The 14,555-nt window shown below is 62.6% G+C and carries 14 protein-coding genes; 7 read left to right on the forward strand and 7 right to left on the reverse strand.

Features of this window, described 5'->3' with window-relative positions:
- Nucleotides 1-18 precede the first annotated feature (18 nt).
- The 4 genes from FJW04_RS22675 to FJW04_RS22690 all read right to left on the reverse strand — a co-directional run bounded on the left by FJW04_RS22675 (nucleotide 19) and on the right by FJW04_RS22690 (nucleotide 3,834).
- Nucleotides 19-570, reverse strand: a complete 552-nt coding sequence (locus FJW04_RS22675) for a hypothetical protein (protein WP_140716846.1) — start codon at nucleotides 568-570, stop codon at nucleotides 19-21.
- A gap of 123 nt (nucleotides 571-693) precedes the next feature.
- Complete coding sequence (locus FJW04_RS22680) at nucleotides 694-1,779, reverse strand: TIGR01620 family protein (RefSeq protein WP_140716848.1); 1,086 nt, start codon at nucleotides 1,777-1,779, stop codon at nucleotides 694-696.
- Nucleotides 1,776-3,254 (reverse strand): YcjX family protein, encoded by a 1,479-nt coding sequence (locus FJW04_RS22685; protein WP_015317686.1) that lies wholly within the window; start codon nucleotides 3,252-3,254, stop codon nucleotides 1,776-1,778. Before FJW04_RS22685 ends, FJW04_RS22680 begins: the two co-directional genes overlap by 4 nt.
- Before the next feature lie 76 nt (nucleotides 3,255-3,330).
- The gene (locus FJW04_RS22690) at nucleotides 3,331-3,834 is read right to left on the reverse strand and encodes a histidine phosphatase family protein (protein WP_140716850.1); all 504 of its coding nucleotides are present in this window, start codon (nucleotides 3,832-3,834) and stop codon (nucleotides 3,331-3,333) included.
- A gap of 275 nt (nucleotides 3,835-4,109) precedes the next feature.
- Here FJW04_RS22690 and dksA point away from each other — a divergent pair, with 275 nt between their 5' ends.
- Complete coding sequence (gene dksA / locus FJW04_RS22695) at nucleotides 4,110-4,526, forward strand: RNA polymerase-binding protein DksA (protein ID WP_015317688.1); 417 nt, start codon at nucleotides 4,110-4,112, stop codon at nucleotides 4,524-4,526.
- Nucleotides 4,527-4,674: 148 nt separating this feature from the next.
- On the opposite strand, the gene FJW04_RS22700 is transcribed toward dksA, so the two are convergent.
- Nucleotides 4,675-5,427: a flagellar biosynthetic protein FliO gene (locus tag FJW04_RS22700; RefSeq protein WP_140716852.1), complete on the reverse strand. Its 753-nt coding sequence runs from the start codon at nucleotides 5,425-5,427 to the stop codon at nucleotides 4,675-4,677.
- A gap of 328 nt (nucleotides 5,428-5,755) precedes the next feature.
- Between FJW04_RS22700 and FJW04_RS22705 the strand changes: the two genes are divergently transcribed.
- Nucleotides 5,756-8,332 carry an ATP-binding protein gene (locus tag FJW04_RS22705; protein WP_140716916.1) on the forward strand — a complete coding sequence of 859 codons (2,577 nt, stop codon included), beginning with the start codon at nucleotides 5,756-5,758 and terminating at the stop codon, nucleotides 8,330-8,332.
- A gap of 86 nt (nucleotides 8,333-8,418) precedes the next feature.
- Nucleotides 8,419-9,132: a DeoD-type purine-nucleoside phosphorylase gene (locus FJW04_RS22710; RefSeq protein ID WP_140716854.1), complete on the forward strand. Its 714-nt coding sequence runs from the start codon at nucleotides 8,419-8,421 to the stop codon at nucleotides 9,130-9,132.
- On the opposite strand, the gene FJW04_RS22715 is transcribed toward FJW04_RS22710, so the two are convergent.
- A complete protein-coding gene (locus tag FJW04_RS22715) occupies nucleotides 9,129-9,428 on the reverse strand; it encodes a ribbon-helix-helix domain-containing protein (RefSeq protein WP_015317692.1) in 300 nt (99 codons plus the stop codon). The two genes, FJW04_RS22710 and FJW04_RS22715, sit on opposite strands and share 4 nt — an antisense overlap.
- 245 nt (nucleotides 9,429-9,673) lie before the next feature.
- Between FJW04_RS22715 and FJW04_RS22720 the strand changes: the two genes are divergently transcribed.
- The 3 genes from FJW04_RS22720 (at nucleotide 9,674) to FJW04_RS22730 (ending at nucleotide 12,296) form a co-directional block, all read left to right on the forward strand.
- Nucleotides 9,674-10,069 (forward strand): VOC family protein, encoded by a 396-nt coding sequence (locus tag FJW04_RS22720; RefSeq protein WP_140664242.1) that lies wholly within the window; start codon nucleotides 9,674-9,676, stop codon nucleotides 10,067-10,069.
- Nucleotides 10,070-10,147: 78 nt separating this feature from the next.
- Nucleotides 10,148-10,678, forward strand: coding sequence for a hypothetical protein (locus tag FJW04_RS22725; RefSeq protein ID WP_015317694.1), 531 nt, complete (start codon nucleotides 10,148-10,150; stop codon nucleotides 10,676-10,678).
- 46 nt (nucleotides 10,679-10,724) lie between these two features.
- Nucleotides 10,725-12,296 (forward strand): GMC family oxidoreductase, encoded by a 1,572-nt coding sequence (locus tag FJW04_RS22730; RefSeq protein WP_140716856.1) that lies wholly within the window; start codon nucleotides 10,725-10,727, stop codon nucleotides 12,294-12,296.
- 156 nt (nucleotides 12,297-12,452) lie between these two features.
- Here FJW04_RS22730 and FJW04_RS22735 read toward each other — a convergent pair whose 3' ends face one another.
- Complete coding sequence (locus FJW04_RS22735; protein WP_015317696.1) at nucleotides 12,453-12,860, reverse strand: hypothetical protein; 408 nt, start codon at nucleotides 12,858-12,860, stop codon at nucleotides 12,453-12,455.
- A gap of 344 nt (nucleotides 12,861-13,204) precedes the next feature.
- Between FJW04_RS22735 and urtA the strand changes: the two genes are divergently transcribed.
- Nucleotides 13,205-14,485 (forward strand): urea ABC transporter substrate-binding protein, encoded by a 1,281-nt coding sequence (gene urtA, locus FJW04_RS22740; RefSeq protein ID WP_224528120.1) that lies wholly within the window; start codon nucleotides 13,205-13,207, stop codon nucleotides 14,483-14,485.
- Nucleotides 14,486-14,555: the final 70 nt, after the last annotated feature.

The raw sequence follows: 14,555 nt of genomic DNA on the forward strand, positions 1-14,555 counted from the left end.
AGAGGCGAGGGTGTGCGCTCAGTTCGGCGCGATGGAGCCGACTTCGACGGCATCGACGCGCTTCAGGCTCATGCCGATGACGGGCACCAACTGGTCCTGAACGCGCACGGCAACCGTCACGGTCATGGAATTGTCGTCGGGAATGCGGGCCTGCATGACACCGCGCAATTGGTTGCGGTTGATGGTGAAGACCACCTTGTGGGCGTCGACGACGTTGCCGCCGATGATATCGAGGCCGGCGCCGGCAGCGCCACCCATGAAGGACCCCTTGTAGTCGCGGCCCTTGCGCTCGATCTTGGCCGACATGGGCTGGGTGAACATGCCGACCCGGCAACCGCCGTCCAGTGTCATGCCCATCTTGCCGTCCGGCGTGGAGCCGGTGAAGCTGCAGTTGAATTTCGTGCCCTTGTACTTGCCGGCGACGATTTCGCCCGGGCCAACCCATTTGCCTTCGGCCGACTGGAAAAACTGCTTGTCCGGTTCCGTGGCAGAGGCCGCCGAGGCAATGCCGACGACAGCTGTGATCACCGTCGCCAGGGGCAGGACGCTGGACAGAATTACGCTTTTCATCGACGACACCCGGCAACAACGAGGCTGTTTGAAACCCGTTCGACCATGAAGAAGATTGGTTAATGCTTCGTCACCGCGGGCCCTCGAAACAGCAGTCCGATCATCGTCCCGAAGAGCTGGACGCTATTTGCCGGAGCCGGCTGTTTCGGCGTCTTTCTTGGCTGCGAACGACGTCAATGCTGCGAGGAAATCGCCCAGCCCCGGGCGCCTGGCAGCGCTGAAGGGCAGGGGGCGCGCCGTCTCCATCGCGGCGAGACCGATGCGCGCCGTCATCATACCGTTGACGACGCCTTCGCCCAGCTTTGCCGAGAGGCGGGCCGCCAGGCCGTGGCCGACGATCTGCTGGACGAAACTGTCGCCGATGGCGATCGAACCGGTGACCGCCAGATGCGCCAGTACGCTGCGCGCCAGGCGGAAGAAACCCAGCGTTCCGGGCCGTCCGCCATAGAGTTCCGACAGCCGGCGGATGAGGCGCCCGGCCTCAAACACGACATAAGCGACATCGACCAGCGCGCGCGGGCTCACCGCCGTCACCAGCGAGACCCGCTTGGCGGCCTCGAGAATCATCACCTTGGCCCTGACATCAAGGGGGCCGAGGATTTCCGCCTCCGCCAGGCGCACCAGATTGGCCCCGTCGATAATCTCGCCGCGCAATTCAGCCAGCGCGCGCCGGCCGGCAGCGGTCTCGGGTTTGGCCCCGACAAAGGCCGACAACTCGTCGACCACCGCGCGTGCCGCTTCCGGATCGTCGCGCGCGATGGCATCGAGCGCGCGCTTCTGCAGCTTTTCGACCTCGGCGAGGCGGGCGATGGCCAGGAACTCGCGAATCAGGATTACCAGCAGCGCCAGCAGCGCAATCGCCGCCATCCCGGCGGCCAGCCAGCCCAGCCATTCGGCGCGGGCAAAGAGATCGCGTATCAACTGGTCGGTCCACAGGCCGACAGCCAGCGAAACCAGCACGCCGAATGCGCCGAAGAAGATGCTGCCGAGAACCGAGCGCCTTCTGGGGGCGACCGATGGCGGCGGCTCGGCGGCAATAACGTCCGGTTCGTCGAAAACGTCGATCTCCGCCGGGACGACCAGCGCCACATCGGCCTTCATGGAGCGCGGTCTGCGCGACGGTTCGGCCTGGCGGGCCTGTGGCGCGTCTTGTTTCGGCGCGGCTTCCGGCTCGATGCGGAATGCCGCCGGTTTGCGGGGCGCGATCATGCCAGATGGTCTCCGATCAGGAACTGCAAGGCGCGGTCGAGCCTGATATGCGGCAGCGACAGCGTGACACCTTCGGCCGTGCGTTCGAGTTTCGGCGGACGGAACCGGACGAAGCGGATTGCCGGGTCCGTGGAGTCCTGCCTGTGATCCGGCCCCGAAAGATCGAAAACAGCGTCAATGTTCTCCGGTAAATCACCAGGAAATATAGCTGTTTCCGTCTTTCCGTCGAATGTTTCACCATCGATCTTCTCGCCGGCGATCGGCGTGCCGATGATAACAGGCAATGTCTCGCGCCCCTGTTTGACGGTGCCTTCGCGGGTGGCGCGCACCGCCGCCATGGCGACGACGTCGACATCGGCGCCGGTGAAATTCGCCCGCGCCACGGCGCGGTCGGCAAGGCGCCGCACGATCGCCTGCAACCGGTCATGGCTTTCGTGGTGCAGATGATCGGCCTTGGTCGCCGCGACCAGGATGCGGTCGATACGCCGGGAGAAAAGGTCGGTTATGAAGCTGCCTCGGCCGGGGCGAAAACAGCTGAGGATCTCGGTGACAGCGCGCTCCAGATCGGCCATGGCACCAGGCCCGGCGTTCAGCGCCTGCATGGCGTCGATGAGCACGATCTGGCGGTCCAGGCGCGTGATGTGCTCGCGGAAGAACGGTTTGACGACATGCGTCTTGTAGGCCTCGTAGCGCCGTTCCATCATGGCGTGCAACGAGCCGTTGCGCGCGCGCCTGTCGCCCAGGCCGGCCAGCGGCGCGAAAGTCAGCGCGGGCGAGCCTTCGAGATCGCCGGGCATCAGGAAACGGCCGGGCGGCAAGGTCGAAAGCGCCCGTTCGTCGAGCTTGCATGCCTTGAGATAGGCGGCGAAGCTTTCAGCCAGCCGGCGCGCCGTCATTTCCTCGGCGTCGGCATTCGGGTCGATTTCCGCCGAGATCGCTCGCCAGGCCAGCGAAAGATCCTCGCGCACCGGCAGCGTGGCCATTTCGAGGGCTTCGCGCGAAAAATCGGCGAAGGATTTGCCGAGCAGCGGCAGGTCGAGCAGCCATTCGCCGGGGTAGTCGACGATGTCGACCGACAGCTTGCCCGACGAGAACATGCGGTTCCAGCCGGAAGCCGATTCATATTCGATCGTCAGCCGCAGTTCCGAAATGGCGCGGGTCGAGTCCGGCCAGACGCGATCGTTGACCAAAGCGGCGATGTGGTCCTCGTATTGAAAACGCGGCACGGCGTCATCGGGCTGCTGTTCGAGGAAGGCGCGCGCGATACGCCCCGATTTCTGCGCCTCGAACAGCGGCAGACGTCCACCGTGGATCAGATTGTGGACGAAGGCCGAGATGAAGACGGTCTTGCCGGCGCGGGAGAGACCCGTGACACCCAGACGCAGCGATGGAGAAAAAAGTCCGGTGGCACGTCCCGACAATGTGTCGAGGGCAATTCTTGCCTCGTCGGTGAAGGTGGTCAGCGATGATGCCAAAATATGATCTCTCGGGCTTGCGTCCGCCCGATATAGGCGCTGGAACCCGGCTTTGAAATGGCGCTGGAAATCGGCATCAGGGATCGGCCGGTGTCAGGAACGCTTCGAGATAGCCCGCTCCCTGGGTCGCTTTCGCCAGATCGCCGGGGAAACGGACGACCGCAAGGCCCGAGGTTGGAAAGCCGTGATTGAGCATTGCCCGCTCCGCCTCGCCGCCATCGCCCGAAACCGCCATGGCGAGATCCTCCGTCATCGGGTTGTGCCCTATGACCAGCAATGAACCGGGCCCGCCATGATCCCGGACGAGGCGGAGATAGCAGGCCGCGTCCTCGCTGTAGAGCGCATCGAAAAACAGCACCTTGCCTGTGTCGGTCTGGCCGGCCAGACCCTCGAGGGTTTCCCTGGCGCGTTTGGCGTTGGAACACAGCGTCAGGTCCGGCACATAGAAGCGGGAACGCATCGCGGTCCCCATTTTTTCGGCATCGGCGCGGCCGGATGCGTCCAATGGACGATCGAAATCACGCATGCCTGGCAAGGCCCAACCGGCCTTGGCGTGTCGCAACAGATAAAGCCTGCTCACCCAACCTCCAACGGTGCCCGAGAGCTGAAGTCCTGCCGCGATTAGCCACGAGAAAAGCCGCACGCACAATGGTGCGCGTGCTTCAGCGCGGCGAATCACTTGCAGGGCGATGGGCGAGGATCGTCGTACTTTCGCCATCAAAACAGATTTATGCCGCTCCGGAGAAGGCTGGAGACGCACTTTAACAATTGCGTGAGTCGGTGGCTGATTGCGCTTGTGCAGGCGTCTGGTGGCGAATATATAGGCGCCAAATTTGGGGCTGTTGGGTGAGTCGAATGAACGACATCGTTACCGCCGATTACGTACCCTCCGAAGACGAGCCGTTCATGAACGAACGGCAGAAATCCTACTTCCGCCAGAAGCTCGTCACCTGGAAAAATGACATCTTGCGCGAGGCGCGCGAAACCCTCGAAATCCTGCAGCAGGAAAACGCCAACCATCCCGACCTCGCCGACCGCGCCTCTTCGGAAACCGACCGCGCCATCGAGCTCAGGGCCCGCGACCGTCAGCGGAAACTCATCTCAAAGATCGATTCGGCGCTGCAGCGCATCGATGAAGGCACTTACGGCTATTGCGAAGAAACCGGTGAGCCGATCGCCTTGAAGCGGCTCGACGCGCGCCCGATCGCCACCTTGTCGATCGAAGCGCAAGAACGGCATGAGCGCCGTGAAAAAGTCTATCGCGACGACTGATAGACCGCCTTTGCATTGATTTCCAAATGGCCGGTTATCCGGCCATTTTTGTTCGATGCGTGCCACCTTCAATAGATTTGAACACGCTTGAACGCCGGCCAGCCTAGTCACTGGCAGGCGACAGTTCATCTCTTGACCTAGGCGCAGTTCATCTCTTTTGGCTTGAAAGTTCGCCCAACAGCCTGGTCATTTCATCGTCGAGCGAGGGCGGCGCCTTGGCTGCCGGTTTGCCCACCGGGCCGCCGGAGCGGGGCTGGTCGAGCGAAACCTCGAGTTCTTTCATCAGCGTGTCGTCGATGCTGTCCTGCGTCGGCGGTGGCGGCGTGTGCCTGGCGGCATTGACGTTGGCGGAGCCATAGGCAGGCAGCGGCGTGACATTGGTCGATTGATAGGTTTGCGCCGCTGGTTTCGGTGCGGGCGCCGGAGCCGGTGGTGGCGCCGCCGGACGCTGGCGGGCAGGCTGTGCCATGGCCACCGGCTGCGGAGCGGGTGCTTGTCTCGGAGGCACGGGAGCGGGCTGCGGCGACCGAGGCTTCGCAGCCGGGGTGGCGGCCGCCGGGACAGGCTGCAGGCCGCCATCTCCGGTCAACGCCGGACGGCGCGGCGCGGCGAGGCGGATGTCGCGTTCGACAACGACGTCGGTCGGGCCGCCGATCAGAAGCAGATGTTCGATGTCGTCGCGTCGCACCAGCACCAGTCGGCGATGGCTGTCGACGGCGGTTGCGTCCATGACGGCGAGCCGCGTCTTGCGGTTGCGGCCGCCGGCGACAAACGTGCCGAAGGTCAGGTTGCGCACCAGCCTGACGATGATGAGAACGATGACCAGCAGGATCAGCGCCGCGAAGGTCCACAGGAGTGCCGCCGCATAACCGGGACCCGCCACGCTATCCAGCCACTGCATTGGTTTCCCCCGATCGGTTTGGAAAGTGGACGCGACACTAGACCGTTGCGACTGGCTACCGCAAGTTGCCTTCACTCATCGTGAACAGCTTGAAACACAGGGAAGGCCAGCCGACAGCATTTTTATCCGACATTTGCGGCCCGGGCCTTTTCCAGACCAGGAGAATGTGATTCAACCGGCTAAAGCGCGTCGCGCTGAAACGGATTCATGCGACGCGTTTCAGGTCCGTGTTTTTCATGCATGTCGTTTTCCCAAAACCGAAGTCATTTTTGGGCGACATGCATTGGGGGCGGGTGTCGGAACATCGGATTTCATGAGCAGGGGGCATATGGCCAAGGAAGCGCGCGGCGATTTCTATCCGGCACCGATCGTCGACCAGAATACGCGACCGGGCGCGGTCACCCGGCTTATCATCTTCATCGTCGTCCTGACGGGCGCCGCAATCGTCTTCGGCCTTTTCCGCGAGCGCCTCGGCGATCCGTTCCTGCTCGGCATGCTCGGCGTACTGGCGATGATCGGTGTCGGCTTTCTGTTCGCGACCGCGATCGGCTTCGTGCAGATCACACCGCGCTCCACGGGCGACGAACTGTCCAAGGCCTTCGTCGATTCGATGTCGCAGGGCCTGCTGGTCACGGACACCAAGGGTCGCGTCGTCTACGCCAACCGCGCCTATGCCGATATGACCGGCGCCTCATCGGCCGCTGACCTGAAGACGGTCGAAGGATTGCTCTCCGATGTCCCCGAAGCCTCGGTGACCATTTACCGGCTGGCGTCCGGCTTGCGTGACGGGCAGCCGGGCGACGGCGAGTTCCGGCTCGCGCAATCGATCCGGCCCGGCGCCGAACCGGGCGCGCGCTGGTACCGGGCACGCGCCCGCGCGTTCAGCGTCCCGGGCCAGCGGCTGCCGATGCTGGCCTGGCAGCTCGCCGACATTTCGCAAGAGCGGGCCGAGCAGGAGCGTTTCTTCCTCGATCTGCAGAAGGCAATCGACCACCTCGACCACGCGCCGGCCGGCTTCTTTTCGGCCGACCAGGACGGCCGCGTCACCTACATCAACGCCACGCTCGCCGGATGGCTGGGCATCGATCTCGCCAGCTTCACCCCCGGCGCCGTCGCCTTGCCCGATATTGTTGCCGGCGACGGCATGGCGCTGGTGCGCTCCGTCAAGGCGGACCCCGGGACGACGCGCAATGCGGTCATCGATCTCGACTTGACGACGATGACCGGCGAGGCGCTGCCGGTGCGCTTCATGCATCGCGTTTCGGCCAGCCGTGAGGGCGTCGGCGGGCCAACCCGCACCATCGTGCTCAACCGCACACAGGGCGAGGATGCCTCGGCCGACCTGCGCGCCTCGGAAGTGCGCTTCACCCGCTTCTTCAACTCGACACCGATGGCGATTGCCGGTGTCGATGCCAGCGGGCGCATCCTGCGCACCAACGCACCGTTCCTGTCGCTGTTTTCCTCGGTCGTCGACCGCGATGCCGTGGATCGCCGCGTGCGGCTCGACACGGTGATCCATGACCGCGACCGGCCGGCCTTTGCCGCGGCTTTCGAGAAAGCCCGGCAGCGGCAGGCCGACATTGATCCGATCGAGACCGTGCTGCCCGGCAATGATGAGCGGCATATCCGTTTCTACGTCAACGCCGTGGCCGATGGCACCGGCGGCGAAGGGGCCGAGGAAGCGGCCATCGTCTACGCCGTCGAGACGACCGAGCAGAAGGCGCTCGAAGGGCAGATGGCGCAAAGCCAGAAGATGCAGGCCGTCGGCCAGCTCGCCGGTGGCATCGCGCACGACTTCAACAATGTGCTGACCGCCATCATCATGGCGTCCGACCTGCTTTTGACCAATCACCGGCCGTCGGATCCGTCCTTCCCCGACATCATGAACATCAAGCAGAACGCCAATCGCGCGGCCTCCCTGGTCAGGCAGTTGCTGGCCTTCTCGCGCAAGCAGACGCTGCGGCCGGAAGTGCTGAACCTCACCGACGTGCTCGCCGATCTCAGGATGCTGCTTGCCCGGCTGGTCGGCAACGACATCAAGCTCAAGGTCGATCACGGCCGCGACCTGTGGCCGGTCAAGGTCGATATCGGGCAGTTCGAGCAAGTGGTGGTCAACCTGGCGGTCAACGCGCGCGACGCGATGCCGGCGGGCGGCGATCTCACCGTGCGCACCCGCAACGTGACCGCCGAGGAATGCAAGAGCTTTCCCTACCGCGAACTCGCGGCCGCCGACTATGTGGTGGTCGAAGTCGAGGATACTGGCTCAGGCATCGCGCCCGACGTGCTGAAGAAGATCTTCGAGCCGTTCTTCACCACCAAGGAGGTCGGCAAGGGCACGGGCCTTGGCCTGTCCATGGTCTACGGCATCATCAAGCAGACCGGCGGTTTCATTTTCTGCGATTCCGAAGTCGGCAAGGGGTCCACCTTCCGCATCTTCCTGCCGCGTCACATCGTGGAAGCGAAAACGGCAGCCGAAGCCGGTGAAGCGCCGGCGGCAGCGGCAGTCAAACCGGCCGATAGCACCAAGGATCTGTCTGGGTCGGCGACGGTCCTGCTGGTCGAGGATGAGGATGCCGTGCGCATGGGCGGCATGCGGGCACTGACTTCGCGCGGCTATACCGTTCACGAGGCATCGTCGGGCGTCGAGGCGCTGGAAGTGTTCGAAGCGCTGGGCGGCAAGGTCGACATCGTCGTTTCCGACGTGGTGATGCCGGAAATGGACGGGCCGACCCTGCTCGGAGAGTTGCGCAAACGCCAGCCGGACATCAAGTTCGTTTTCGTCTCCGGCTATGCCGAGGACGCTTTCGCCAGGAACCTGCCGGCGGAGGCGCATTTCGGCTTCCTGCCAAAGCCGTTCTCGCTCAAGCAACTGGCCACGATCGTCAAGGATGTCCTTGAATCCTAGGTGCTTCCAATGCCGCGCTCTTGCACAACGCCGTAACAACGCCATGATTGTTGAAAATACAGCAGGCGGGCTTGGGGGAGCGGCTGTTGACGCCACACATCGAGGCAGGCAAGGGCGATTACGCCGACACGGTTTTGTTGCCAGGCGACCCGCAGCGCGCGGAGTGGATGGCGCAGACATTCCTGGACGCGCCGCGCTGCGTCAATCGCCGACGCGGCGCTCTCGGCTTTACCGGCTTGTTTCGCGGCAAGCCTGTCAGCATTCAGGCGACGGGCATCGGCGTTTCATCCTTCCTGATCTACGCCCATGAACTGCTTGACTTTTATGGCGTCCGAACACTGATCCGCACCGGTACCTGCGGCAGCCTGAGCGCCGAGGCAAAGCTGCGCAGCCTTGTGATCTCGCAATCGGCACGGCCTGAAAATACCGAGAGCGGTCGAGTTTTTGGCCTTTACGTAGCCGATGTTGGCCCGGATCCGGCGCTGCTGGCTAGCGCATTGACCAAGGCGGCCGCACTTGGCATCGACCACCACGCCGGCCTGACAGCCTGCACCGATATATTCTACCATCCTGAAGCGCGTGCCCGTTATGCCGACGCAAGGGCGCTCGGGGCGCTGGCGGTAGACATGGAAACCAGCGCTCTCTATCGCATATCGGCCCATTTCGGCGCGAGGGCGTTGTCGCTGCTGACCGTCGTCGACAATCTGCTTACCGGCGAACAGACCGACTATTCCGAACGCCAGGCGCTTTTCACCGACATGAGCCGGCTCGCGCTCGAAGTCGCCACGGAAGGGCGCTAGGCGGCCTCTCGCTTCAACACCTCCTCCATGGATGGTCGGTGGCCGCGTAGATAGAGTGCGCAAGTGGTGCGCAGCATCGACGCGAAATTAGGGATCTCGCCGTTGATCTCGATGGCTTCGTCGTAGAGCTTCGAGATGAATTTCGGCGTCGTCAGGTTCTGGCTTTCGGCGATTTCGTCGAGCAAGGCCCAGAACGTGACCTCGAGCTGGATGCTCGTCGAATGTCCGTCAATGCGGATCGACCGGTTGATCTGACGATAGCCTTCCGGATCCTGTGCGGCAAAGACTCTGCACATCGTTACCTCCCGTTTTTGTTGGTCTTGGGCGCCGACGGGGCGGTCGGTGCCTTTTGAACACTGCCTGCGGTTTCATCATCGACCGGAAGGTCGTCAACGGCAATCAGACTTTCGTCCTTGGCAGACTTTCGTCCTTGGGGTGGCATATCCGTTTTTCCAATCCCATGCGTGGTAGTCGGCTGCCACCACCTTTCTTCGCCGGCGCGCATAATCATCTTCGAAAGCACGAAGCTGCGGAGTCTGATTTGGCGAAGGCAATCCACACCATGATCCGGGTTCTCGACGAAGCCCGCTCCATCGATTTCTACACCAAGGCATTCGGCCTTGAGGTCGCCCAACGACTGGACTTCGAGACCTTCACGCTTGTCTACCTCAGCAATGCCGATGCGCCTTTCGAGGTTGAGTTGACCGTCAACAAGGGGCGCGCGGAGCCCTATGCGCTGGGCGATGGCTACGGTCACCTCGCGGTCTCGGTCGCCGATCTCGACAGCGAACATGATCGGCTCGGCGCTCTCGGCCTCAATCCGAAGAAGATCGTCGAATTCAGCCGCGACGGGTCGCTCATCGCCCGCTTCTTCTTCATCGAGGACCCCGACGGCTACAAGGTCGAGGTCCTGCAGCGCGGAGGGCGCTTCCAATAGGGACAACCGGCCGCGCGGACCGGCGCGGCGCCAGCAACGGCACTCTTTCGAGTGCGAACAGCAAGCAGGGAGGAAAACATGGTCACGATCCACGAGGGGAAGCCCGGGCTTTCACGGCGCGAACTTCTCAAACGCGGCGGCGTCGGCGCGCTGCTCGTCATTTCCGGCAGCGCCGTCATCAGTCCGCAACATGCCTGGGGGCTGGAAACCTCGGCTCTGAAGCCCGAGACAATGGCGACGCTGATCCAGCTGGCGCGCGATATCTACCCGCATGACCAAGTCCCTGACAAATATTACGCCGTCGCGGTCAAGGGCCATGATGAGATGGCCGCCAAGGACAAGGCTCACAAGGAGCTTATCGAAAACGGGATCGCCGATCTCGACAAGAGAGCCGGCGAGGGCGGTTATCGCGGGCTCGGCTGGGAAGAGCAGCGGGTCGCGCTGCTCAGGGACATTGAGGGTACGGCCTTCTTCCAGGCGGTTCGCGGCGGTCTTGTCGTCAGCCTCTACAACCAGAAGGAGGTCTGGCCGATCTTCGGCTACGAGGGCGAATCCTATTCCAAGGGCGGCTACATCGCGCGGGGATTCAGCGACATCGAGTGGCTCTGACCCGCTTCGCCCAAACCGCATTCAATTGATTTCATGGGAGGAAACCATGGCAGCAGCATTTGATCTGAAAAACGAGGGCGTGGTCGTCATCATCGGCTCCGGCGCCGGCGGCGGCACGCTCGGCAACGAGCTGGCGCAGAAGGGCATCGACGTCGTCATTCTCGAGGCCGGTGCCCGCCACGAATATGAGGACTTCATCAACGACGAGTGGGATTCGTTCGCTCAGCTCGCCTGGACGGACAAGCGCACCACATCCGGCGATTGGCGCGTGGCCAAGGATTTTCCCAACCTTCCGGCCTGGATCGTCAAGTCGGTCGGCGGCTCGACCACGCACTGGGCGGGCGCATCGCTGCGCTTCCAGGAGCATGAGTTCAAGACGCTGTCGACCTACGGCAAGCTGGAAGGCGCCAACCTTTTGGATTGGCCGGTGACGCTGGCCGAGATGGAGCCCTACTACGCCAAGGCGGAAGCCAAGATGGGCGTCACCGGCACCAATGGCTGGCCGCGCCTGCCGGGCAACAACAATTTCAAGGTGCTGAAGGCCGGCGCCGACAAGCTCGGCTACAAGGAATGCCATACCGGCAACATGGCGATCAACTCGGTGGAGCGCGACGACCGCAATTCCTGCCAGCAGACCGGCTTCTGCTTCCAGGGCTGCAAATGGGGCGCCAAATGGTCGACGCTCTATACCGAAATCCCGAAGGGCGAGGCGACCGGCCACCTCGAGGTCCGGCCGAACGCCATGGCGATCAAGATCAACCATGACGCCTCTGGAAAGGTCACCGGCGTCGTCTATGCCGACAAGGACGGCAAGCTGCAGGAGCAGAAGGCCCGCATCGTGGCGGTCGCCGGCAATTCGATCGAGAGCCCGCGCCTGCTGCTCAATTCCGAATCAGCCAAGTTCCCGCACGGCCTTGCCAACTCGTCAGGGCAGGTGGGCAAGAACTACATGCGGCATACCACGGGATCGGTCTATGCCATCTTCGACAAGCCAGTGCACATGTATCGCGGCACAACCATGGCCGGCATCATCCGTGATGAGGCGCGCCATGATCCGTCACGCGGTTTCGTCGGCGGTTACGAGTTCGAGACGCTGTCGCTCGGCCTGCCCTTCATGGCTGCCTTCCTGAACCCTGGCGGCTGGGGGCGTTCCTTCGCCACCGCGCTCGACCACTACGACCACATGGCCGGCCTGTGGATCGTCGGTGAGGACATGCCGCGCCAGGAGAACCGCATCACGCTGCATGGCGACGAGAAGGACGAGCACGGCATGCCGATCGCCGATGTGCATTTCGACGACCATGCCAACGACACGGCGATGCGCAATCATGCCTACAAGCAGGCCACCGCGCTTTACGATGCGGTCGGCGCCACACGCACTTTCCCGACGCCACCCTATCCCTCGACGCACAATCTCGGCACCAATCGGATGAGCGAGAAGGCCGCCGACGGCGTCGTCAACAAGCATGGCCAGGCACACGACATCAAGAACCTGTTCGTGTCGGACGGCAGCCAGTTCACGACGGGTGCGGCCGAAAACCCGACCCTGACCATCGTGTCGCTGGCGATCCGCCAGGCCGACTATATCGCCGCGCAGATGTCGGCGAAAACCATCTGACCTCCCGACTGCCTGCTGGCGCGGAACTTGACCAGTTCCGCGCCTTTTTTTCATGGCCTCAGGCGCCGACCGGCTGGCGGTCCTTCGGCAACATCCAGATGAGATGAGAAGACGGGCGGGGTTGCAGACCGAGGCGGTGTCATTGCCAGGGAAGATCTATTGATTGCTTCCCCTGGTGCAGGTCGTGGCGGTGAAGGCGCCGTCGGGCTGCTTCATGATGATGTCGAAGGAGGGCGGACTCTGGCCGTCCAGCGTTGCCTGGGTGAGCGAGAGCGAGTTGCCGCCGGTGGTGTAACCGCCAACTGGTCCCAACCAGGAGATCACGCCGTTTGCATCCATCTGGTAGTTGTAGCCCTGCTGCGCGGTCCCGAACGTGACCGGGCCGTTGTAGACGTTTCCCTTGATGGTGATGTCGCCGAGGTTGAGGAACATGCCGAGCAGGTAGGCCTCGCAGTGATAGATGCCGTCGGGCATCCTGCCGTCGCTGAAGTCGGCTCGGGCCGCTCCGGTTGCCGCCGCCAGAGCCACTATGCCGATGAATATGCGTGAAATGGCTGATGTCATGATGCCGTCCGCTTGAACGACCAAGCTTGCCCTATTTTTGCGCCGCGCCGCAACATTTGCCGTCGGCGATCTGCCTTCGAGATCAAAATATAGGCATCTAAAGAAAATGGGCAAAACTTAGGCATATGCCTTGTGCATTGCGCAAATTTCCCTCAATCAATTTTTAACCGGCTCTCTTTGTTTCGTTCAATCTAATATAGCAACGCACTGATAACATGTATCTATTTTGCGCTTTTCCGCATGCCTTCAGCGGTTGGCACGGGGGTTGCATTGCATAGTCGCGGTGCAATCAAACCAGCTTGGGAGTCTTCCGCATGAGGGGTAATTTCTCGACAATAGCAAAAATGTTCTCGGCGAGCGTAGTTGCCGCCGGCCTGGTGATGTCTGCTCCGGCCAGGGCCGCCGATGATACGATCAAGGTCGGCATTCTTCATTCGCTGTCGGGCACGATGGCGATTTCAGAGACGACGCTGAAGGACGCCATGCTGATGCTCATCGACGAGCAGAACGCCAAGGGCGGCCTGCTCGGCAAGAAGCTCGAAGCGGTCGTCGTCGATCCGGCTTCCAACTGGCCGCTGTTCGCCGAAAAGGCGCGTGAGCTGATCTCGAAGGACAAGGTCGCCGCGGTGTTCGGCTGCTGGACCTCGGTGTCGCGCAAGTCGGTGCTGCCGGTGTTTTCCGAACTCGACAATATCCTGTTCTATCCGGTCCAGTATGAGGGCGAGGAAAGCGAGCGCAATGTCTTCTACACGGGTGCCGCGCCGAACCAGCAGGCCATTCCGGCCGTCGATTACCTGATGAGCGAGGACGGCGGTTCGGTGAAGCGCTGGGTGCTCGAAGGCACAGACTACGTCTATCCGCGCACCACCAACAAGATCCTCGAAGCCTATCTGAAGGCCAAGGGCGTCGCGGCCGAAGACATCATGGTCAACTATACGCCATTCGGCTTCTCCGACTGGCAGACCGAAGTCTCGGCGATCAAGAAATTCGGCTCGGCCGGCAAGAAGACCGCCGTCGTCTCGACCGTCAATGGCGATGCCAACGTGCCGTTCTACAAGGAACTCGGCAACCAAGGCATCAAGGCCGAGGACATCCCGGTCATGGCCTTCTCGGTCGGCGAGGAAGAGCTGGCCGGTCTCGACACCGCGCCGCTGGTCGGCCATCTCGCCGCCTGGAACTATTTCGAGAGCGTCGATACGCCCGAGAACAAGAAGTTCATCGCCGACTGGCACAAGTTCATCAAGAGCGACAAGCGCACCACAAACGACCCGATGGAAGCTCATTATATCGGCTTCAACATGTGGGTGAAGGCGGTTGAGAAGGCCGGCACCACCGATCCGGACAAGGTCATCGACGCCATGATCGGCGTTTCTGTGCCAAACCTGACCGGCGGCTACTCGACGATGATGCCGAACCATCACATCACCAAGCCGGTGCTGATCGGCGAAATCCAGGCCGACGGCCAGTTCGAAACGGTTTCGCGCACGCCCGGCCTTGTGATGGGCGACGAATGGTCCGACTACCTGCCGGACTCCAAGGATTTGATCTCCGATTGGCGCAAGCCGCTGTCGTGCGGCAACTTCAACGTTGCCACCGGCAAGTGCGGCGGCAAGGGCACAAACTGATCCTCCCCGGGCTGGGCCTTCATGCCAAGCCCAAGACCGCACGCGTCCGGACGGTTTCCTCCACTGTCCG

Source organism: Mesorhizobium sp. B2-7-3 (assembly GCF_006440715.1).
Taxonomy (GTDB): domain Bacteria; phylum Pseudomonadota; class Alphaproteobacteria; order Rhizobiales; family Rhizobiaceae; genus Mesorhizobium; species Mesorhizobium australicum.